Raw genomic sequence first — 21,547 nt, 5'->3', positions numbered from 1 at the left:
ATGCGCTTGTGCATTCCATTAACTTTTGACCGGGAGCGTCCCTGTGAGTGATGTCAACACCGACCAGTTAATTGTTTTCGGCGTGCTCGCTGCCACGCTGGGCATGTTTGTCTGGAATCGCTGGCGCTACGATATCGTCGCGCTGATGGCCCTGTTGGTGGTGGCGCTGGTGGGCATTGTACCGCCGGATCAGGTGTTTATGGGGCTGGGCCACCCGGCAGTAATTACGGTGGCGGCAGTGTTGGTGTTGAGTCGAGGATTGCTCAATGCGGGTGTGGTGGATGCCCTGGCCCGGCATCTGATGCGGGCGGGCAGTGCACCCTGGATTCAGGTGGCGGTGCTGACCGGTATTGTGGCCATCTGTTCCGGCTTTATGAACAATGTGGGTGCGCTGGCGCTGTTTATGCCGGTTGCGGTATGGATGTCCCGTCAGAGCGGTTTTTCACCCTCGCTGCTGTTGATGCCGCTGGCGTTTGGATCACTGCTCGGTGGCATGCTGACCATGATCGGTACCCCGCCGAATATCATTATTGCTTCCTATCGGGCAGAGGTTGGTGGGACGCCTTTTGGCATGTTTGATTTCATGCCGGTGGGCGCATTGTTGACTCTGGTGGGAGTGGCCTTTATCGCACTGATCGGCTGGCGGTTGACGCCCCGGCGTGAAGAGCAGGATGACTCGGAATCACTGTTTGAAATCAGCGCCTACCTGACGGAACTGCGGGTTCCCGAAGGCTGTAAATACGCCGGACAAACCCTTCACGACCTGCTATCCGTTGTACAGGACGATTCAGACGTGATGGTGGTGGGGTTGTTCCGCGACGAGCAGCGTCAGGAGATGCCGTCCATCTACAAGGTGCTGCGGGAGCAGGATATTCTGCTGGTGGAGGCGGACTCGGACAGCCTCAAGTCACTGATTGACGAGACTGGCCTTAAGTTGGCAGAGGAGCGCAGTAAAGAGGAGAATCTGGCTGATTCGTCCGGGGATGATCAGGATGAATCGCAGAGCGCTGCTGAAAAAAAATCGGACGAAAAGCATGACAATGCGGCTGCCGAAGAAAATACCGATGAGAAGTCAAAAGCCAAACCGGGCAAGTTGACCCTGGTAGAGGCCATTGTTACTCCCGGTTCGGTACTGGTGGGAACAACCGCCACTGGTGTTGATTTGCGCAAGCGTTTCAGCGTGAATGTGCTCGCGGTGGCCCGGCAGGGCCATCGGCTGCGTCAGCGAATTGGCAAAATCCGTTTTGTGGCGGGAGATATTTTGTTGCTGCAGGCCCATGAGGAAAACCTGTCGGCATCGCTTGCCAGTCTGGGTTGCCTGCCGTTGGCCTCCCGGGGGCTGGAAATCGGAAGACCAAAAAAAGTTTATCTTGCTATGGCAATTTTTGCCCTGTCGCTGGCAGTGATCGCGCTGAATCTCGTATCCGCAGCCACTGCGCTGGTGGGCGGTGCGCTGGTGATGGTGCTGGTGAGTCTGGTGCCACCCGGTGAAATCTACAAGAGTATCGATATGCCGGTGATTGTATTACTGGCCGCCATGCTGCCGGTGGGGCAGGCTCTGGAAACCACCGGTGGCTCCCAGTTGATTGCCGACGGGTTATTGAATCTTGCCGGCGCTGTTCCGCCGATCGCTACCCTGGCGATATTAATGACGGCAGTGATGTTGCTGTCCAATGTGGTCAACAATGCCGCCGCTGCGATTCTGGCTGCACCAGTGGCCATTAATCTTGCTCAGGGCATGCAGGTCTCGGCGGACCCCTTTCTGATGGCGGTGGCAATTGGTGCTTCCAGCGCCTTCCTGACGCCCATCGGACATCAATCCAATACATTGGTAATGGAGCCTGGTGGTTATCAATTTGGCGACTACTGGCGCATGGGTTTGCCACTGTCCATACTGATTGTTGCGTGTGCCACCCCTGTGATTCTCTGGGTCTGGCCGCTGTAGAAACAGGACACAATATTATGGAATTCAAAGAGATTGTTTCTCTGGCAGGTTTTGCGATTGAAGCTGCCGGCGTACTGGTGGTGATGGTCGGTTCCGTGCTCTCTACCACCGCTTTTTTGCGATGCTATCGCCACCAGCCGGAAGGGGTCGCTTATCGGGTGTACCGCAGGCAGTTGGGGCGCTCGATTATTTTGGGGTTGGAGTTCCTGATTGCGGGGGACATTATCCGCACCGTGATTGTGGAAACGTCACTGGAGAATGTGGCGGTACTCGGCCTGATCATTCTGATCCGAACTTTCCTCAGCCTGACCCTGCACCTTGAAATCGAGGGCAGGTGGCCCTGGCAACCGGAGGACAGTGGATCTGCATAATAGGCCCATTAAATGCCACTTTGTCGAGTCATTGTGCATTCGAGTAATTGGTTAAAAACGCGGTCAGGAGGAGCAGCTCACACTCAGCTGTTGGCTCCAGGCCGGTGGGTGTTTGGCGTATTCCTCACAATCCGGATGCTCGTCAAAGGGCGTTTGCAACAGTTTGAGCAATCGGTCAATTTCACGGTAATCCCCTTCATCTTCTGCCTTGCGGATGGCGATTTCCGCCATGTAGTTGCGCAGCACATACTTGGGATTGGTTTTCAGCATGGCTTGACGGCGCTCTGTCGCTGAAATCTGTTCAGATTCCTTGATCAGTCGCTGGCGATAGCGTTCAGCCCAGCTATCGAAGGCGGTGCGATCCAGAAACAGGTTGCGCAACGGGTCATTGGCACCATTCTCCTGAAAGTCGCAGAGTTTGCGAAAAAAAATGGTGTGATCGACATTGCTGGCTGCCATGGCGGTCAGCAGGTTGTCGATCAGGGGTTGATCGTCTTTTTCTGCCGTGACCAGACCGAGCTTTTGCCGGTGCAGTTGCAGCAGGCTGTCAAAAAACAGTGGTTCGTATTCCTCCAGTACTGCGGTCAGCTCTACCGCGCTGAGCAGGCTGGTGAGGGCATTGGCCAGGGCATTACAGTTCCACAGGCCGATAATGGGCTGGCGTTTGAAGGCGTAGCGTCCGCCGTGATCCGAGTGGTTGCAGATAAAGTCCGGATTGTAGCTGTCGAGAAAACCAAACGGGCCGTAATCAAGGGTATCGCCGATGATCGACATGTTGTCGGTATTCATCACGCCGTGGGCAAACCCCACTGCCTGCCACTGGGCGATCAGCCTTGCGGTACTGTGGACGGCATGGCGGAACATGGCCAGGTAGCGACCGTCGCAGCCAGTCAGTTCCGGCAGATGTTGTTCGATGACATGCTCAGCCAGGATCTGGACCTGCTCGCTTTCACCCCGATGGTGAAAATATTCAAAGGAGCCGAAGCGCACATGGCTGCGGGCCAGCCGGATCAGCATGGCGGCCCGTTCGGTGGTTTCGCGGTAGACTGGTTCCTTGCTGGCGGCAATACTCAGTGCCCGGGTGGTGGCAATGCCCAGTCCATGCAGGGCTTCACTGCACAGGTATTCACGGATGGTGGAGCGCAATACGGCCCGACCATCGCCAAAGCGCGAGTAGGGCGTCTGTCCCGCCCCCTTGAGATGGACGTCCCATTTGCCCTGTGGCCCCTGCACTTCGCCCAGTAACAGTCCGCGTCCGTCCCCTAATCGGGGCACATAGGAACCAAACTGATGACCGCTGTAGACCATCGCTCTTGGGTCACTGCCCGGCAGGGTGAGGTTGCCGCTGCACCACTGCAAAAACCAGTTCTGCTGTAACGCCTCGGCACGAATACCCAGTAGTCTGGCAGCGTCGTTGTTGACATTGACCAGCCAGGGGTTATCGAGGCCACTGGGTGTGACCGGGGTGGAGAAGTCTTCACCCAATGCGGCAAAACTGTTCTTGAAGTGCAGTGTACTGATAATGTGGTCATCCATTGAAGGTTGTCGCCTGTGCTGACAAACACGCCGGAGCAGGTTTTTCAGCCCTGTCTGTATGAGGTTTTTGTTACCGGATTGTCAGGTTACTATAACAGTTGTGTACCACTCACATCACCCCGGTACCTGCTGCACCGCGTAAATACACTGAATAACTGGCTATCCGCTGCAAGGGGTATGATAATTTGCCTAGCAACCAGGGGGAGCGATATTGATGCCTATGAATCCGGCATTGCAACTGTCAGCGGAAGCAATGGAAAAGAAAGTTGCATCGCTGCATTTTTTCAAGGAAATCGGTCGTCACGACCCGCAGCAATTGCGCACGCTGATCCAGCAGTCGCATCTCTATTCTGTGGCACCCGGCGAAACGTTTCTCAAGGCGGGTGAACAGGGCAGCTGGATGTACTTCCTGATGCGGGGCGAATTGCTGGTGTGCGACCCGCTTGATCACAGTAAAGTGATTGGGGTGTTGATTCCAGGGGACGTATTTGGCGAAATTGCCGTGATCACCGGCCATAAAAGAACACTGGATATTGTTGCACCAACTCGTATTCGCGAGGCCATTGTTTTCGCCACGGACTTTGCCTGCCTGCACCCCTCTTCTCAGCACGGTTCGTTGACACTGCATACCAAGCTGATTGTCTACCGGCAGATTGTCCATATTCTCCGCTGGCGCATTGAGCTTTATCGCATCCGTTTTCCCGATCACACACTGGTGCGGGTGCCGTTCAACCTGATTCACCGCTCTGCCAGAGGTGACACGGAAGATGAATTGCAGGCGCAGCGAGACTACGCACTGTTTCTTGCCGATCGTCTGCAGCAGCTCAATGTGGAACTCGGGCCGATTGACAACAATGTCGGGAATGCTGTGAGTTGACTGTCTCCGAGATTCACGTTCCATCCTTTTATTGGCTCGGCTACCATGGTTGCTGCGATGCAGAATGGTCTGTGCGAGGGGTTTCGTGTTCTGTGGGAGAATACAATTGAATGCCAATGTGAGAATCGCACTGGTGATCCTGGTATTGATCATCCTCTGGTTTGCCAGTGAATTGGTGGGTGGTGACAGTGACACCACCCCGGAGGACGACCCGGCGGTTGCGGGTGAGTTGACCAAGGTCCGGGTTCGCTGGGTGGAATCAGAAGACTATTCCCGCCAGATTTCTGCCCGAGGCAGGACGGTGCCGAATCGCCATGTGAGCCTGCGGGCCGAGGTCAGCGGCCGGGTGGTAGCGGTGCCTGCTGACAAGGGACAGGCAGTGGCTGAAGGGGATACCATTTGTGAGCTGGCTGTGGAAGACCGCGAGCAGCGGGTTCTGGAAGCACGGGCGGCGGTTGCGCAGGCAGAAATCGATTATCGCGGTGCCCTGAAACTGAGAGAAAAGGGCTACCAGTCTGATTCGGCCATTGCCCAGGCCAACGCGCGACTGGAAAGCACCAAAGCGACCCTTCGTCTCACTGAGATCAATCTGGCCAATACCCGTATTGCGGCGCCTTTTGCCGGGTTTGTCGACGATCGGCCCTTGGAAGTCGGCGATTACATGGATCGCAATCATGTCTGTGCAGAGATAGTGGAAATGAACCCGCTGAAAGTCGTTGCACGTCTCTCCGAGCGGGAAGTGGTGCGGGCGGAAATTGGCGGCAAGGCTGAGGTGCGGCTGGCTACGGGCCAGTCGGTGACTGGTGAGGTGACCTATCTCAGTCACCTCGCTGAACCGCAAACCCGCACCTATGAAATGGAAGTTACCCTGCCGAACTCCTCCCTCCAGCTGCGTGCCGGTGTGGCCAGTCAGGTGATGGTGGCCACCAATGCACTTCGGGCCCACCGAGTGCCGGCTTCGCTGTTGGCATTGGGTGACAGTGGTGAACTGGGTCTGAAAGTCGTCAATCGGGATGATCGGGTCGATTTTGTGCTGATCGACCTGGTCGGGGATGACGGAGCAGGTGTCTGGGTTGCCGGGTTGCCCGAGCGGACGCGCATTATCACCGTAGGCCAGGAATATGTTTCTGCGGGTGAACAGGTGGTGGCAGAAGAGGAAGACGCGGCACCTCTTGTAGCAGAAGAATTGTCCGCCCAATGAAATTCCTCGAACAGGGGATCAGTCGTGCCAGGGCTACCGTATCCATTCTGCTATTCGTCTTGATCGCCGGGGTGGCTGCCCGCTATCTCATCAGTGTTGATCTGAATCCCGATGTGACGGTGCCAGTGGTCATGGTGACGGTGACACACCAGGGTATTTCGCCAGAGGATGCCAATCGCCTGCTGGTCAAGCCGCTGGAAATCGAGTTGAAGTCACTCGACGGGGTGGAGGAACTCACCACCCGTGCCCAGGAAGGATCGGCCTTTGCAGTTGTGGAATTTGAGATCAACACCGATATCAATGCCGCACTGGCGGATGTGCGTGAGGCAGTGAACCGGGCCAAGGCTGAATTCCCTAATGATACGGATGAGCCGATTGTCAACGAATTGTCGGCATCGCCTGAACCGACCCTGGTGATTGCCTTTTCCGGGGAACAGCTGACAGAACGCGAGTTGTTCCACATTGTCCGCGATTTGCGGCTGGAAATAGAATCGCTGCCGGAAATCCTGCAGGCGAACCTGTCTGGCGACCGCGAAGAGGTGGTTGAGGTTCTACTGAATCCCTCTGCCCTCGAACACTACAACGTCAGGGCAGACGAGCTATTGAAAACCGTGGCGGCCAATAATCTGCTGGTTCCGAGTGGCGAATACGACACTGCCAGCGGTCGTTTCGGGGTCAAGGTGCCTGGCCTGATCGAGGATCGGGAAGATCTGATGGGTTTGCCGGTGAAGTCCAATTCGGAGGGGGTGGTGACGCTGGCGGATGTGGCCGATGTTCGCCGTACCTTCAAGGATCCCACCACCTTCAGTCACATCAACGGTCGCCATGCCATGGCCATTGAAGTGTTCAAGCGCAACAAGGCCAACGCCATCAAGTCTGTCGCCTCGGTCAAGGCGCTGGTTGAGGCATCGTCCGATACCCTGCCCCGGGGTGTCCAGATCGACTATATTTTTGATGCGTCCGATTTTGCCCTGCAAATGGTCAACGAACTACAGGGCAATATTCTTACCGCTGTTGCCCTGGTAATGATGGTGGTAGTGGCAGCACTGGGTTTGCGTTCCGGGTTGTTGGTGAGTCTCGGGATCCCCTTTTCCCTGTTTGGTGCAACGATTGTTGTTTATCTGCTCGGTTACAGCTTTAACTTCATGGTGATTTTCGGCCTGTTGCTGGCATTGGGGATGTTGATTGATGGGGCCATTGTGGTGGTGGAATATGCCGACCAGAAAACCCTCTCGGGCCTGTCTCTGCGCGATGCCTATGTGACAGCAGTGCGCCGTATGTTTATGCCGGTGGTCGCTTCGACGGCGACGACACTGGCGGTTTTCCTGCCGCTCATGCTCTGGCCGGGGGTAGTGGGCGAATTCATGTCCTACCTGCCGGTGACGGTATTTGCGGTGCTCTCCTGGTCGCTGTTGTATGCCTTGCTGTTTGTGCCGGTACTGGGCGTACTGTTCGGTCGAAAAAAAGATCAGTCGGTCCAGGTAAGCGGAACAGTTGAAAATCCGCTCAGGGGCAAGGCTTACCTTGGCAGGCTCGGTGACAGTTACGGCAGGTTCATCGGCTGGGCCCTGACCCAACCGGTAGTGACGATTGCTTCAGTACTGCTGCTGCTGGTGACAATTTTTGTGCTGTATGGCTCGTTTGGCCGGGGCGTGGACTTTTTTGTCGAGACCGAAGACCGTTACGGTATCGTGTCTGTGCAGGCACAGGGCAATTTGACCATAGCCGATATGTCGCAACTGTCCCGTGAAGTCGAACTTCGGGTGATGGCGGTACCCCATGTGAAAACCGTGTATGCAGCAAGTCGCGGCAACAGTATCGGCGGCAACCTCGAGCGGGCCAAAGACCAGATCAGCAATATTCTGGTGGAGTTGGGGCGGGCCAGTGATCGCGACCGCACCAGTCGCGAAGTCTATGCCGATGTTCGTCGCGCCGTGTCCGGTATGGCGGGGATTGATGTGACCGTCAATCCGGTCCAGGGTGGCCCACCGGTGGGTAAGGATATTCAGTTACAGCTTTCGTCTGCCAATCGCCAGATCATGCGCGAGGAAGCCCGCCGAATTCGCTATTACCTGGAAAATCAGATGACCGGTTTGCGGGATATCGAGGACACCCTGCCGTTGCCTGGCATAGAGTGGGAGCTGGTGGTGGACCGTGCCGAGGCGGCGATGCTGGGTGTCGATACCCTGCAGGTGGGCAACATGGTGCAGTTGGTGACCAACGGTATCAAAATCGGCGAATTCCGGCCCGATGATGCGGAGGAAGAAGTGGAGATCAGGGTGCGGTATTCGGCGGTGGATCGGGGGTTGTTTGCCCTGGATGAACTGCGGGTTACGACGCCTTCCGGTGCTGTGCCGGTGAGCACTTTTGTCGAACGGCAACCGCGACCCCGACTGGACAGTCTTCAGCGGATCGACCGGAGTGATGTATTGTTTGTCAGGGCCAATGCCGAAGATGGCGTGTTGCCAGATGACAAGGTGAAGGAGATCACTGCCTGGCTGGAAACTGCAGACATCGATCCTGCTGTGACGATCGCTTTTCGCGGTGCCAACGAGGAGCAGGAAGACTCCATCGCCTTTCTCGGTGTGGCTTTCCTGATGGCGCTGTTCCTGATGCTGATTCTGATGGTCATGCAGTTCAACAGCTTCTATCAGGCATTTCTGATTCTGTCGGCTGTGGTCATGTCCACGGCCGGTGTGTTACTCGGTTTGTTGGTGATGCAACAGCCGCTCAGTGTATTGATGTCGGGTATTGGTATCGTGGCGCTTGCCGGTATCGTGGTGAACAACAATATTGTGTTGATTGATACCTACAATCATCTGCGTCGGCAAGACTGTCATCTGAACGCCGTGGATGCTGCTGTAATGGCAGCCATCACTCGATTGCGACCTGTGCTGTTGACCACGGTCACAACGGCGGTGGGATTGCTGCCGTTGGCCTGCAGTGTCAGCCTGGATTTCATTCACCGGCAGATCGAGGTGAACGGTGAGCTTGCTTCATGGTGGCAGCAATTGGCCGCTGCGATTGTCAATGGGCTGCTGTTCTCGACGATTTTGACCCTGGTGTTCACTCCGGCCATGCTGGCACTGCCCGAGTATCTGCAGTCGCGAGTCATGCCCCGTCTGTATAACCTGCGAACCCGGCAGCCCGATTGATGGTATCCGTCCTATGAAAAAACTGTTTTCCCTGTTTTTCTTCACTTGGAGCGCGATCGCCTTGCTGGCCTCTCTGGTGGGGTTGTTTGTTTTGCGGGATATCGTCTGGCTGGGAGTTCTGTTTTCATCGGGTGCGCCACTGTTGAATCGTATTCGTCCTTACGATGACGGGTATTCGGTCAATCGAAAGTTGCGTCAGCCCCTGGTGTCCCTGCTGGTGATGTCCGGGGTGGCCTGGGTGTTGTTGACGGTTCCCGGTGGAGAATGGTCTCTGTGGCTGGTGCTGGGCGTTCTGGGCGGGTTTTTGCTCAACACCTACTGGGCCAGTGTCGACGAAAAGGTGCCTCAGGGTTGATTCGTGAATCATACTGCCGGCAAAGACGGTACTTTGTTGCTTCGTGATCTGCTGGCCGAGGTGCGAGCCTGTACCCTGTGCAGGGATTTGCCGCTGGGGCCCAGGCCGGTGTTGCGAGCGGAATCGACGGCCGAGATTCTGGTGATTGGTCAGGCACCCGGTACCCGGGTGCATGCCAGTGGTATTCCCTGGGATGACCCCAGTGGCGACCGGTTGCGCCAGTGGCTCGGGGTCAGCAAAACACAGTTTAATGACGCGAGCTTTTGCCATTATGCCGATGGGGTTTTGCTATCCGGGGCGGGGAAAATCCGGTGATTTACCACCCAGGGTAGAATGCGCACCCACCTGGCATAAAGCGATACTGAGCCAGTTGCCGCAAATATCCCCGATTCTGTTGATCGGCCAGTATGCCCAGCGCTATTATCTCAAGGATGCATACCGGACAGTCACTGAGCGGGTCAGCCACTGGCGGGACTATTTGCCGCCTGTCTTGCCCCTGGTGCACCCTTCGCCACGTAATCGACACTGGCTGGCCAACAATCCATGGTTTGAGACAGAATTGGTGCCCTGTTTAAAACAAGAGGTTGCGGTGAGGCTCAATGCACGTGGGACGCTTCGTGCCGATTGAAACATTAGTGAGCAGCCTGTCTGATCAGGCTGATAGCAGGGAACAGAGATGAGTAACCAGTTTCTCGATCGATCAAATTTTATTCGTGTGCCGGTTAGCGGTTTGAAGTTGGGCATGCTGGTGACCGAGCTGGATCGTCCCTGGCTGGAAACGCCCTTTCTGTTGCAGGGCTTCGTGATACGCCACCCCTCCGAAATTCGCAAACTGCAAGAATATTGTGATTATGTATTTGTGGAAAAGGAAGGCCGCCGCTGGGGTGACAAGAAAGACCCGTTTCGGGCGGATTTTGGTCTGTCCAAGCGCAATCTCGATGGCTCCGGTGGCAGTGGTTTGCAAAAAAGGGTTCGTGCGGAGGAGCAGAAGCCCTCTCCCATCGACACCATGCACACTCGCCCGGAACATCCGGTCGAAATCTCTGTGGAAGAGGAGCATCCATCGGCTCGCAGGGCCTATGAGTCCGCCCACAGTCAAGTGTCCAACCTGCTTGAACAGGCACGGCTTGGCAACGCGCTGGACACTGAAGGTGCCAGGGAGACAGTCAGCCATTGTGTTGACAGTATCCTGCGCAACCCCAGTGCCTTGATGTGGATGGCAAAAATCAAGCACATGGATTATTACACCATGGAGCATTGCCTGAATGTCTGCATCCTCGCGGTTGCCTTTGGCCGACACCTGCGTCTACCCAAGGATGAACTGGTCAAGCTCGGGGTCGGTGGTATGTTGCACGATGTCGGTAAAATGCGTATTCCGGAGCAGATTCTCAACAAACCGGGCAAACTCAGCAAGGAAGAGTTCGAGGTGATGGCGACCCACCCGGAGGAAGGTCGAAAACTGTTGATGAAGTCTCAGGGGAGTCTCAGCTCTGCGATCGACGTTGCCATCAACCACCACGAGCGTATGGGTGGCAAGGGTTACCCGCGGGGTCTGTTTGCCCACGAGTTGTCCACCTATGCCCGTATCATTGCCATTGTCGATGCCTTCGATGCCATGACCAGTGATCGCTGTTATGACATGGCGCGTTCCACACTGGACTCGCTGAAGGAAATTTATCGATATCGCGGCACCCATTTTGATGAAGACCTGGCGCTGGAGTTTATTCAGTTGATGGGCCCCTACCCGCCGGGAACGATCGTGGAATTGAGCAATGGCTATGTCGGTATTGTGCTGTCTTCACAGAGCAAAAAGCGACACTTGCCGAATGTAAAACTGGTACTTGATAGTGATAAAAAACCGATTGCCGAAGAGTTTGTGAACCTGCTGGATGTGGAACGCGGCACGGTACCCCGCGAGTGGCTGATCCACCGTGTGCTGAAGGATGGTGAATATGGTGTGTTCCTGAAAGACTGCCCGGTGAAAACCGCCGTAGCGGGTATTGCTTCGACGACGCCTGAATCCGAGGAAGAGCCACGCGGCGATTAACAGAGAGCCGAAATCATCAGGGAAGTATGGTCATTGACCGTGCATGTGAACAGAAACAGGAAGTATGTTTTGTTATGGACAATAAATTTCTCGATAAATCTGCTTATGTCAGAGTTCCTGCCTCCGAAGTGAAGCTCGGTATGTTTGTCGCAGAGCTCGACCGCCCCTGGCTGGGTACGCCTTTCCTCACCCAGGGTTTTGTGGTCAGTTCGCTCACTGAAGTAAAGAAGCTTCGCGAGTTGTGCAATTTTGTCTATGTCGAAAAAGTTGGTCGGCGCTGGTCCGGCAAGCAGGACCCTTTTGCCAAGCCAGTGGTCAATACGGCCACGAACGCCTTTACTTCCGTCAAGTCCGATACCGGTATTTTCAACCAGTCCCAGGAGAGAAAACCTTCACTGGTCGCCACGCTCGACACGCGTACACCGCACCTGGCCACCAGCACTTTTTTTGTGGAGCATGTTCGCGCCCGACGTATTTATCTTGCCAGCCGAAAAGTGATGGCAGCTCTACTGACCCAGGCTCGCAACGAGAATCGGGTGGATCTCATTAAGGCAAAGAGTCTGGTGGGAGCGTTCACGCAAAGCATTTTACGGCACCCGGATCCGTTACTGTGGATGACGCACATCAAGGACCAGGGAAAATACCTGCTTGAGCACTGCCTGCATGTCTCAATACTGGCAGTCAATTTTGGCCGTCTATTGAGGTTGGAGGAGAAGGATATTCTCAAACTGGGCCTGCAAGGTCTGCTGGCGGATCTGGGGATGATCAGATTGCCCCTTGAGTTACTGGGCAAGGCGGAAAAGCTCTCGGCGGAGGAATTGCATTTGATGAACAGTCATCCCGTGTTGGGAAGAAACCTGTTGCTGAACAGCGAAGAGGGTGCCCGTTTTGCCACAGAGGCTGTCATCAATCACCACGAACGGCTCGACAGGAAAGGCTACCCGCGAGGGATCAATGCCGGGACGCTTTCCCAGACATCCAGAATGATCAGTATTATTGACGCCTATGATGCGATGACCAGCCCCCGGATTTATGCGCATGAACAATCACCGCTGGAGGCGTTACAGCAGATTTACCGGCATCGCGGCAAGCAGTTTGATGAAGAGCTTGCTCTGGAGTTCATCCATGCGATTGGCCCCTATCCGCCCGGTAATCTGGTTGAACTCAAGAACGGTTGCGTGGCAGTGGTGCTGACCAGTGGGCCGAAACAGCGACAATTGCCGATGCTTAGTGTGTTGCTGGACGACCAGAAACAGCCCTTACAGCAACCGGAGATTCTCGATCTGGTGGCGTTGGAGAGCACAGGTCAGGCGTCAGAGTTGAAGATTGGGCGGGTGCTGAAAAATGGTGAATTCGGTATTGATCTGCTCGATTATCCCGCCTCTGTGCTATTTCCGGACAGGCTTTCTGACTCCGGTGAATAACTCACCGCACTGATCAGCCATTGGGCCCTGGTGCCTTTGATAGCCAAGCTGATCTCGTCATCGAGACGCTTGCCCAGAAGTTGTCGCCCCAGTGGTGAATCAATGCTGATTTTATGCTGTGCGGGATCAATTTCATCGGCACCGACCAGTCTGAAACAATGCCGGTTTCCCCGCCCGTCTTCCAGCGTAACCCAGGCACCAAAATAGACTTTGTCGCGCTCTTCAGGTTGTCGATCGACGACAGTCAGTTCGTCCAGCCGCTTGCTCAGATAGCGTACCCGTCGGTCAATTTCCCGCAGTCGTTTTTTGCCGTAGATATAATCGCCGTTTTCCGAGCGGTCACCATTTTTGGCGGCTTCATGGACAGTGGCCGTGATCAGGGGACGCTCCACTTTCCACAGTCGGTGCAGTTCCTCCCGCAATGTCCGCACCCCTTCCGGGGTGATGTAGGGGGCGCTTTTTACAGCGGGTGGTCGGTATCTTCCCATGGATTGGCGGACTATTCTTGCAGGTTGTGGGTGGAAATCTCGGGCAGTTTATCGGCGGGGGTAAAGCCGAAAACCTTGCCGTAGAAATACAGTTCTGCTTCGAGCGCCTGACGGATTGTCTCCGCTTTTCTGAAGCCATGGCCTTCGTCGGCAAAGGGCAGGTAGGCCACAGGCAGGTGTTTTTCTTTCAGCGCCTTGACCATGGTCAGTGCCTGCTCCGGTGGTACCACCTCGTCGTCCAGTCCCTGAAAAAATATTACCGGGCAATGAAAGTTCTCCGCATGGTAGAGCGGGGAGCGCTCACGATAGCGTGATTTTTTTTCCGGATAGGGACCCACCAGACGGTCGAGATAGCGGGATTCGAATTTATGGGTGTCGCGGGCCAGCGTTTCGAGGTCGCCAATACCGTACAGACAGGCTCCGGCCTTGAACAGATCCCCAAAACACAGGGCCGCCAGTGCCGTGTAGCCACCGGCACTGCTGCCCCGGATAGCAATTTTCCGGGGATCAACTTTTTTCTGTTCGATCAGGTGGCGAGCACCGGCGGTGACATCTTCCACATCGACAATACCCCATTCACCCTGGAGCTTTTGCCGGTATTGGCGGCCATAACCGGTGCTGCCCCGGTAATTCACATCCAGCACGGCAAAGCCGCGACTGGTCCAGTACTGGATTTTCAGGTTGAGGGCCGAACTGGTTGCCCCAGTTGGACCGCCATGGCAGACGACGATGAGTGGCGGCAGGCTATTTGCCGGGCCGCTGTATTCGGGATTGGCCGGCGGGTAAAAGAATCCGTGGGCAATATCCCCCCCGGTGGATGAAAAGCTGACCGGTTGTGGGCTGGACAGATAGCCCGGTTGAATGGCCAGTGAATTGCCTCTGGCCAATACGCTGAGCGGGTTGTGTTGGGTGTGCTGCCCCTGGGTATCCAGCTCTGCCAGTTCGACCCCCCGGGTGGTCGATGCTCCCACCAACCATGCGCGATTGCCCCGGCAATAGAGATCGGAGATCTGGGTGTAGTCATTTGGAATCTCCTGTAGACACTGGTTGCCGGGGGGTAAGATGGCCAGCTGCCAGCGTCCCTGCAGGGTGTAGCTGCAGACCAGTGTTCCATCGTCGCAGAAGTCATAGTTGGACATGCCCAATACCCAGAGAGGGGTGGCGAACTCCGCCTCCATCGATAATATGGCTGACAGGCAATCGCTGTCTGAATCCCAGCGGTACAGGTTCCACCAGTTGTCGCGGTCGGAGACAAAATACAGCTGGTTGTCCGGTGACCAGCAGGGCTGCACTATGGATTCATGGCCGTTTCCGGCAAGCAGGCGTGGTTCCAGGGGGTTGCCGTCGGCACCCAATTCTGCCAGCCATAGACAGGTATTGTCCCAGGGCAAATCCGGATGATTCCAGCTGATCCAGCACAGCCGGTCACCGCTGTTGTCGAGTCGCGGGTAGGCGTAGAAGTCCGCGCCCTCACACAGGCGTTGAATGACCATTGACTGGTCCAGTGGCACTGAGACCAGCAGATTTTCCGGTTCACCGGGTTGTCTGTGGTCTTCAGCCACGCAAATCAGGCGCTGGCGCTTCTGATCCAGACAAAAATCGGCAAACCGGTAGTCGCCCTCCGGTGTGAGTGGTACTGGCAATGCATGGCTGTTGGCCAGATTCTGGGCATACAGACGCTGATCATCCTGAAGACAGAAGTAGAGCATGTTGTCCGCCACCAGATAGGGTGTGCCACCGTATTCGTGTACTCTGCTGCGGACACTGAGGGGGGCATTCAGAACATCCCGAATATTACCTTGAAGGTCTTTCTGGATAACCACGGACCGGCCGTTTTCCCAGGGACGTGACTCCAGCCAGTAGAGATTATCGCCATCCACTCTAGGCCAGGCAAAACCTGGCACAGAGCGGGTGAGCAGATCCGGTACAACAGGCGATGACCAACTGCCGTAGGGGGCGGTTAACGGCATCGGTCAGCCTCCGGCCAATTTAACGGTATGCCCCTGACTGACCAGCGTGTCACGAATCTTTTCCCGGTGATCACCCTGAATTTCAATGATGCCGTTTTTAATGCAGCCGCCGGTACCACAGAGTTCCTTGAGTTTTTTTGCCAATGGCTTCAGCTCGCTATCCTTCAAGGCGAGACCGCTGATGGTGGTCACACCTTTGCCTTTTCGGCCGCTGGTTTCACGGCGAATCCGCACAATGCCGTCACCGATGGGGCCGACCGGAACGGCTTCGTCGGGTTTAATGCGCCCGCGATCTGTGGAATAAACAAGACGAGATTCTTTGCTCATGGTGACAGGGTTTTCCCGATTTCAGGACGATTAATCCAGCGTGAGTACAATTTTGCCAATATGCTCGCTACTTTCCATCAGTTGATGGGCCTTGGCTGCCTGGGCCAGCGGGAAGGTTTCATTGATAACCGGTGCGATGGCACCATTTTCCAGCAACGGCCAGACATTCTCCAGCATCGACCGGGCTATGGCAGCTTTCTCCGCAACGGGCCGACCGCGCAGGGTAGACCCGGTCAGTACCAGCTGATTCAGCATGACCGGCATCAGATCCACCTCTACCCTGGAACCTTTCAAGAAAGCGATTGACAGGATGCGTCCCCGAAATGCCGCGGCGCGGATATTCCTGCCGATATAGTCACCGCCCACCATATCGAGAATCACGTCTGCACCGACGCCATCTGTGAGTGATTTAATTTCTTCAACAAAATCCTGTTGCCGGTAATTGATGGCGGCCTCAGCGCCCAGTTGCAGGCAATAGGCACATTTTTCGTCACTGCCCGCAGTGGTGAAGATGCGATGATCCAGCATGTTGGCCAACTGGATTGCAGTGGTGCCGATACCGCTGCTACCGCCGTGAACCAGAAGTGTTTCGCCGGGTTGAAGGGTTTTTTTATGAAACAGATTGCTCCATACCGTACAGAATGTCTCGGGAATGGCGGCTGCCTGAATCAGATTGAAGGGCGCGGGTATAGGCAGGCAGAGTGATTCGTGGGCAATCGCATATTCACTGTAACCGCCACCACTGAGGAGCGCACAGACCGATTGTCCCACTTGCCAGCTCGTTTCATTATTGCCGACGGAAACAATTTCACCGGCCACCTCCAGTCCGGGAATATCCGAGGCCCCGGGCGGTGGTGGATACCGACCCTGACGCTGCAACACATCGGGTCGATTGACGCCTGCTGCACGAACCCGTATCAATACCTCGTTATCACCCGGCAGCATTACAGGACGGCGGGTTGTGGTAAGCACTTCTGCTGAACCGGGTTTACCGATTTCAATACATGCCATTTCCCGGGGTAATGTCATGATCAGCTCCAAATTTGCATAACAAGAAAGCCAATACAGAGTAATGCCCCAGCTGCCGGTGTACCCATCTGTAACGGACCCCGTTGTCGCTCCCGATAACGTAAGGATAACAGGGATAGATTGACGAGGGTAAATACCACCAGTATCAGCGAACTGGTGGCTTTGGCCAGTGTGGTGACCGGTAGCCAGAGGGCAAAGGCGAGCACCAGGCTGCCGGCCAGCAGCGTAGCGGGGATGGGGGTGCTCGTCGCAGTGCACACGGAACTGAGCAGAATCGGTGCCAGCTGTTGTTTTGCCATGCCGTAAAGTACCCGGGAAACCATGATGATTTGCAGAAGTACACCATTTACCATAGCGATAACGCCGATTGCCCCTATCAGTTGCAACGGGAGATCACTGTTACGCTCGATCAGCAGAACCATTGGTGCCGATGAGCTGGCCAGATCCTCGATTGGCAACGTTTGCAGTGCGACGATCGCAATGGCGGCATAGAGCAGTGTGGTCACGGTCACAGCGATGGCAATACCGAGAGGCAGGTTCACCTGTGGGTTTTTGACTTCTTCAGCCATGTGAACCATATCTTCGAAGCCGATAAACGCGAAAAATGCCAGAAAAGCCCCGCTGGTTATAGCCGTCAGCTCAACGATGCTGAACGTGGGGGCAAATGATGACCAGTCAATTTCCTGCTGTTTGATGTCATCACCGCTGATGATAATGATCAATAGCAATCCACCAATTTCCAGCACCGTTGTCAGGATGGCGATAGTGACAGATTGCTTGACACCCCAGAGAGCAATAGCGGTCAGGGCGATGATCAGTAGCGTCATCATCGACCAATTCGGCAGATCGGAAAAGACGCTCATATAACCGGTAAAACCTCGGGTGATGGTGGCTGCGGAAATAATGGCACCGAGAACCAGGGCGTAACCCACGAGGGCACCCAGGTGTCTTGATCCGAGCGATTCCATGATATATACGGACTCCCCTGCGCTGTGGGGAAAGCGTCGGGATAGCTCGGCGTATGACGCAGCACTGAAACAGACAACCACCGCTGCCAGTAGAAATGCCAAGGGTGCCATCATGCCGCTTTCGCTGGCCACTGCGCCCAGTAGTACATAAATCCCTGCGCCAACAATGGTCCCTATGCCATAAAAACTGATTTCCAGCAGTGACAGAGAGCGCAGAAGCGGAGTTGGCTGATTCATGGGTAGAGTATAGGTCCTGATGGTGTGGTCAGTCGTCCGGCGGCCGAATTTTCGGTGACGTTATTAACTACCCAAACTGGGCTACAACCATTAGGATTGGCCAATCTGTCGATATGGCGGCCAATGATCAAATAATAAAGAGGAGTCGCTGAACACTATGGAAAAACAGCCATTGCGTGAACAGCTTTACCAGGTCATTTTTGGTACGGATACCAAAGCGGGACAGCGGTTTGATATTGTTCTGATCTATGCCATTTTAACCAGTGTGTTGGCAGTGATGCTGACCACAGTTGAATCCCTCAGTAGCCGTTACGCCATACTGTTTTTTTCCGTGGAATGGTTTTTTACAGCCGTGTTCACGGTGGAGTACGGCCTCAGAATTTTCTGTTCCCCCAACCGCCGCAAGTACCTGTTCAGCTTTTATGGTCTTATTGACCTGGTTTCGATCATTCCCTCTTATCTGGCTCTGTTTTTTGCCGGAGCCCATTATTTGCTGATTATCCGCCTGTTGCGGGTATTGCGAATTTTCCGGATATTGAGGCTGGTTCGCTATCTGTCTGAAGCCGATGTGTTGATGCGTTCCATTCGTCAAGCCCGAAGGAAAATTTTTATCTTCTTTTCCTGTGTTCTGGTGTTGAGCACGTTATTCGGCTGCCTGATGTACGTTGTGGAAGGCCCTGAAAACGGTTTCAGCAGTATTCCAAAAAGTATTTACTGGACCATCGTAACCCTGACCACGGTAGGTTATGGCGATATCACACCCCATACGGTGTCGGGGCAAATTATTGCCACGCTGGCGATGTTGACCGGTTATTCCATCATTGCCATTCCCACGGGAATCATCACGGCTGAACTGGCGGGCGAAATGCAGCGGGAGAAATCCCTGTATCCCTGTCCCAACTGTGTCAAGGCAGGCCATGATCGCGATGCCAGTTTTTGTAAATGGTGTGGTGCGGGCCTTGCCACCAGTACTCCCGAGCTGGCTGATTTGCCACCAACGGGCAGGGGGATATAGTCGGTGGGCCATTGGTTCGGGCCACCGCTGATATTGATTGGTGAGGGCTGGCAGTGGATCGGCCAGTTTTGGCTGCCGATCTATATCTTGACTGTGATATTGGGTGTGGCGTTGGCAGTCGAGTCCATTTTCAAAGCCCGCACAACCCAGGGTGCCATAGCCTGGTCGCTGGGACTGGTTTTTTTGCCGCCATTGGTGGTACCTGTGTATCTTCTGTTCGGGCAGCGGCGGTTCTACGGCTATGTGGAAGCGCGTCGCAAGGGTGATCTGGAAATACAGCAGATCGCCCAAAAACTGTTATCGGAAATGTCCCAGGATTTCAGTCTGCCGGGGGATGCCCCCGCTGCTGTTCAGTTGCTTGAACAGCTTGCCCTGATGCCATTTACTCGCGGCAATCGGGTGTCATTGCTGGTTAATGGGGGGCAGATTTTTGAGCGTATCTTTGCGGCAATCGACGCTGCCGATGACTATATACTGGTGCAATTCTATATCGTTCGCGACGACCGCCTCGGGAATGAACTTTTACAGCGACTGGCGGCAAAGGCCCGCCAGGGAGTAAAGGTTTATTTTCTCTACGATGCCATCGGCAGCTTCAAACTGACACGCCGCTATTTGCGAGTCTGTCGGGAAGCTGGAATAGCCATAGAGTCCTTTCGTACCTGGCGTTGGCCCAAACGGCGTCGCTTTCAGATCAATTTCCGCAATCATCGCAAGGTGGTGGTTGTGGATGGGCGGGCTGCCTTTGTTGGCGGCGCCAATCTCGGCGATGAGTATCACCATCGGCATGCTCGACTCAAACCCTGGCGGGATACCCATGTTCAACTGGAAGGGCCGGCAGTGCAGGGTGCACAGTTGTCTTTTTTGGAGGACTGGTATTGGGCGACGGGGGAGGTGCCCGCCATGAACTGGCATCCGGTGGGCATGCCGAGTGATCAGCGGGTTCTGGTATTGCCCAGTGGCCCGGCTGACCTGCTGGACTCCTGCCAATTGATGTTTTTGCATGCCATCAACAGTGCCATTGAGCGCATCTGGATTGTCAGTCCCTATTTCGTTCCGGATGAATCTGTCGGCAATGCCCTGAAACTGGCGGCACTACGTGGTGTTGACGTGCGTTTTATGTTGCCGGGCATGACCGATAACAGGCTTGTTCAGCTATCTTCATTTGCTGCCCTGATGGAGATACAGCATCCTGGTATTCGGGCATTTCAGTATCAGCGCGGCTTCCTGCATCAGAAGGTTGTGCTGGTGGACAGTGACCGCGTGTATGTGGGAACGGCCAATTTTGATAACCGGTCATTCCATCTTAATTTTGAGATTACGGTGATGGTCAGGGATCAGATATTTGCCAGCGAGGTGGAAGCAATGTTGCTGGATGATTTTAGTGGGTGCCTGCCATTAACCACCGCATCACTGGAAAAGCGCAGCCCGCTATTCCTCGCATTGACTAAACTGGCAAGATTATTCTCACCAATCCAATAGAGCAGTGGAAAATAGGGTACGATAGCTGCCCATACAATGCTGTTGAGAAACATTATGACGCTGACTGCCGAACTTCTGGGCGAAACGTCCCCTTACATTTATAATCTTGTTTATGATGTCGATGTGCGCTTGCTGTTTATTGAATGTCTCAACGACCCCTCAGACGAAGAGCCTTCCCTGCGCATCGTCTTTCCCGAGATTATCAGCTATACCGAGATTAACCAGGCGGATGCTCTGGATGATGAACTTATGGACGATCTGGTCAGTATGGACTGGAGCAATGAAAATCAGGTGACAATTCTGACCTGCAAAAAAGAGATTATTCTGGAGCTGACAGGCAAGCCGTTTACCGAGCAAATCAGCTGAGCAGGACCTTTGTTATTCTGAGGATGGACATTCTAAGGATGGATAGACGCCCTCAGTCAGCCAGCGTTGTCTTCATCGCCAAAGACTTGATTTCGCCAGTCGGACCCCAGGTTATCTTCGACATATTCCCGGATGAATTGCCGGATCTTTTGGGAGGGGGTGACATCCTCACTGGCACACAGCCGCTCGAAGATAGCTTTTTTCTTCGGGTCAATCAGTAATGTCAATCTGGCTGTTCGATTTTCCATCAGGAGATACTCGCTGGAGCAGTTTTCAGTTATTATGTTAATTGAATGTTAATATGTCTTGCCATTAAACTCAACATCTTCTGTCGTTGCAGGTTTTTAACATGGCTCATAGAGCGCACCTTTTTTCACTAAAGATCGCTCACGGTCTCCGTACCTCCCTCAACGACTCCCCTACAACTCAACGGCTTTTTTCAAGGATACCATGGCTGGCATTGCCATTGGCATTATTGCCACTCCTCTTGCCATGGCGCTGGCAATTGCAAGTGGCGTTGCGCCACAGTATGGGCTTTACACCGCCATTATAGCGGGTCTTGTTATCCCGTTGACCGGGGGTTCGCGTTTCAGTGTTTCCGGTCCTACCGCAGCTTTCGTCGTCATTCTCTATCCGGTTGTTCAGCAATATAGACTGCCCGGTTTGCTGGTGGCAAGTATCCTTGGAGGCGCGATACTCGTCTTAATGGCGTTGTTGAGGCTCGGACGTTACATCGAATACATTCCGGAATCTGTCA

At 54.6% G+C, this 21,547-nt stretch carries 19 protein-coding genes and 1 pseudogene; 13 read left to right on the top strand and 7 right to left on the bottom strand.

Annotated features, from left to right (window positions below; all coding sequences use genetic code 11):
• Window positions 1-43: 43 nt before the first annotated feature.
• On the top strand, window positions 44-1,945 hold the full coding sequence (locus ACTF5G_RS06450) for an SLC13 family permease (protein WP_438952004.1): 1,902 nt from the start codon (window positions 44-46) through the stop codon (window positions 1,943-1,945).
• Window positions 1,946-1,962: 17 nt separating this feature from the next.
• Complete coding sequence (locus tag ACTF5G_RS06445) at window positions 1,963-2,316, top strand: DUF1622 domain-containing protein (protein WP_438952003.1); 354 nt, start codon at window positions 1,963-1,965, stop codon at window positions 2,314-2,316.
• Window positions 2,317-2,379: 63 nt separating this feature from the next.
• Here ACTF5G_RS06445 and ACTF5G_RS06440 read toward each other — a convergent pair whose 3' ends face one another.
• Entirely contained in the window at window positions 2,380-3,852 is a 1,473-nt protein-coding gene (locus ACTF5G_RS06440; RefSeq protein ID WP_438952002.1) for a protein adenylyltransferase SelO, read from the bottom strand.
• Between the two features lie 214 nt (window positions 3,853-4,066).
• Here ACTF5G_RS06440 and ACTF5G_RS06435 point away from each other — a divergent pair, with 214 nt between their 5' ends.
• The 7 genes and pseudogenes from ACTF5G_RS06435 (at window position 4,067) to ACTF5G_RS06405 (ending at window position 12,911) form a co-directional block, all read left to right on the top strand.
• Window positions 4,067-4,729 carry a cyclic nucleotide-binding domain-containing protein gene (locus ACTF5G_RS06435; RefSeq protein ID WP_438952001.1) on the top strand — a complete coding sequence of 221 codons (663 nt, stop codon included), beginning with the start codon at window positions 4,067-4,069 and terminating at the stop codon, window positions 4,727-4,729.
• Window positions 4,730-4,835: 106 nt separating this feature from the next.
• Entirely contained in the window at window positions 4,836-5,930 is a 1,095-nt protein-coding gene (locus tag ACTF5G_RS06430) for an efflux RND transporter periplasmic adaptor subunit (RefSeq protein ID WP_438952000.1), read from the top strand.
• Window positions 5,927-9,085, top strand: a complete 3,159-nt coding sequence (locus ACTF5G_RS06425) for an efflux RND transporter permease subunit (RefSeq protein WP_438951999.1) — start codon at window positions 5,927-5,929, stop codon at window positions 9,083-9,085. Before ACTF5G_RS06430 ends, ACTF5G_RS06425 begins: the two co-directional genes overlap by 4 nt.
• 13 nt (window positions 9,086-9,098) lie before the next feature.
• A complete protein-coding gene (locus tag ACTF5G_RS06420) occupies window positions 9,099-9,440 on the top strand; it encodes a hypothetical protein (RefSeq protein WP_438951998.1) in 342 nt (113 codons plus the stop codon).
• A 3-nt stretch (window positions 9,441-9,443) separates the two neighbouring features.
• Window positions 9,444-10,068: pseudogene (locus ACTF5G_RS06415) on the top strand (uracil-DNA glycosylase family protein).
• A gap of 48 nt (window positions 10,069-10,116) precedes the next feature.
• Window positions 10,117-11,487: an HD-GYP domain-containing protein gene (locus ACTF5G_RS06410; RefSeq protein WP_438951997.1), complete on the top strand. Its 1,371-nt coding sequence runs from the start codon at window positions 10,117-10,119 to the stop codon at window positions 11,485-11,487.
• Window positions 11,488-11,561: 74 nt separating this feature from the next.
• Window positions 11,562-12,911, top strand: a complete 1,350-nt coding sequence (locus ACTF5G_RS06405) for an HD-GYP domain-containing protein (RefSeq protein WP_438951996.1) — start codon at window positions 11,562-11,564, stop codon at window positions 12,909-12,911.
• Here ACTF5G_RS06405 and greB read toward each other — a convergent pair.
• The 5 genes from greB to ACTF5G_RS06380 are packed head-to-tail and all read right to left on the bottom strand — an operon-like array spanning window position 12,860 to window position 17,930.
• Window positions 12,860-13,399, bottom strand: coding sequence for a transcription elongation factor GreB (greB, locus tag ACTF5G_RS06400; protein ID WP_438951995.1), 540 nt, complete (start codon window positions 13,397-13,399; stop codon window positions 12,860-12,862). The genes ACTF5G_RS06405 and greB overlap by 52 nt on opposite strands.
• Before the next feature lie 11 nt (window positions 13,400-13,410).
• Window positions 13,411-15,369, bottom strand: coding sequence for a S9 family peptidase (locus ACTF5G_RS06395; protein WP_438951994.1), 1,959 nt, complete (start codon window positions 15,367-15,369; stop codon window positions 13,411-13,413).
• A 3-nt stretch (window positions 15,370-15,372) separates the two neighbouring features.
• Window positions 15,373-15,696: a stress response translation initiation inhibitor YciH gene (gene yciH, locus ACTF5G_RS06390; protein WP_438951993.1), complete on the bottom strand. Its 324-nt coding sequence runs from the start codon at window positions 15,694-15,696 to the stop codon at window positions 15,373-15,375.
• A 30-nt stretch (window positions 15,697-15,726) separates the two neighbouring features.
• Window positions 15,727-16,725 (bottom strand): NAD(P)H-quinone oxidoreductase, encoded by a 999-nt coding sequence (locus tag ACTF5G_RS06385; protein ID WP_438951992.1) that lies wholly within the window; start codon window positions 16,723-16,725, stop codon window positions 15,727-15,729.
• Window positions 16,726-16,727: 2 nt separating this feature from the next.
• On the bottom strand, window positions 16,728-17,930 hold the full coding sequence (locus ACTF5G_RS06380; RefSeq protein ID WP_438951991.1) for an APC family permease: 1,203 nt from the start codon (window positions 17,928-17,930) through the stop codon (window positions 16,728-16,730).
• 157 nt (window positions 17,931-18,087) lie between these two features.
• Here ACTF5G_RS06380 and ACTF5G_RS06375 point away from each other — a divergent pair, with 157 nt between their 5' ends.
• The 3 genes from ACTF5G_RS06375 to ACTF5G_RS06365 are packed head-to-tail and all read left to right on the top strand — an operon-like array spanning window position 18,088 to window position 20,790.
• A complete protein-coding gene (locus ACTF5G_RS06375) occupies window positions 18,088-18,945 on the top strand; it encodes an ion transporter (protein WP_438951990.1) in 858 nt (285 codons plus the stop codon).
• Between the two features lie 3 nt (window positions 18,946-18,948).
• Complete coding sequence (gene cls / locus ACTF5G_RS06370) at window positions 18,949-20,424, top strand: cardiolipin synthase (RefSeq protein ID WP_438951989.1); 1,476 nt, start codon at window positions 18,949-18,951, stop codon at window positions 20,422-20,424.
• A gap of 54 nt (window positions 20,425-20,478) precedes the next feature.
• Window positions 20,479-20,790, top strand: a complete 312-nt coding sequence (locus ACTF5G_RS06365; RefSeq protein WP_438951988.1) for a hypothetical protein — start codon at window positions 20,479-20,481, stop codon at window positions 20,788-20,790.
• Window positions 20,791-20,846: 56 nt separating this feature from the next.
• On the opposite strand, the gene ACTF5G_RS06360 is transcribed toward ACTF5G_RS06365, so the two are convergent.
• Window positions 20,847-21,038: a CopG family transcriptional regulator gene (locus ACTF5G_RS06360; RefSeq protein ID WP_438951987.1), complete on the bottom strand. Its 192-nt coding sequence runs from the start codon at window positions 21,036-21,038 to the stop codon at window positions 20,847-20,849.
• A gap of 202 nt (window positions 21,039-21,240) precedes the next feature.
• On the opposite strand from ACTF5G_RS06360, the gene ACTF5G_RS06355 reads away from it, so the two are divergent.
• A partial coding sequence (locus tag ACTF5G_RS06355) for a SulP family inorganic anion transporter (RefSeq protein WP_438951986.1) occupies window positions 21,241-21,547 on the top strand: 307 nt, incomplete at its 3' end.

The sequence above is a fragment of the Porticoccus sp. genome, from assembly GCF_965660005.1.
Taxonomy (GTDB): domain Bacteria; phylum Pseudomonadota; class Gammaproteobacteria; order Pseudomonadales; family Porticoccaceae; genus Porticoccus.
Note: the sequence above shows the minus strand (reverse complement) of the source record. Positions and strands in the feature narration are given on the sequence as shown.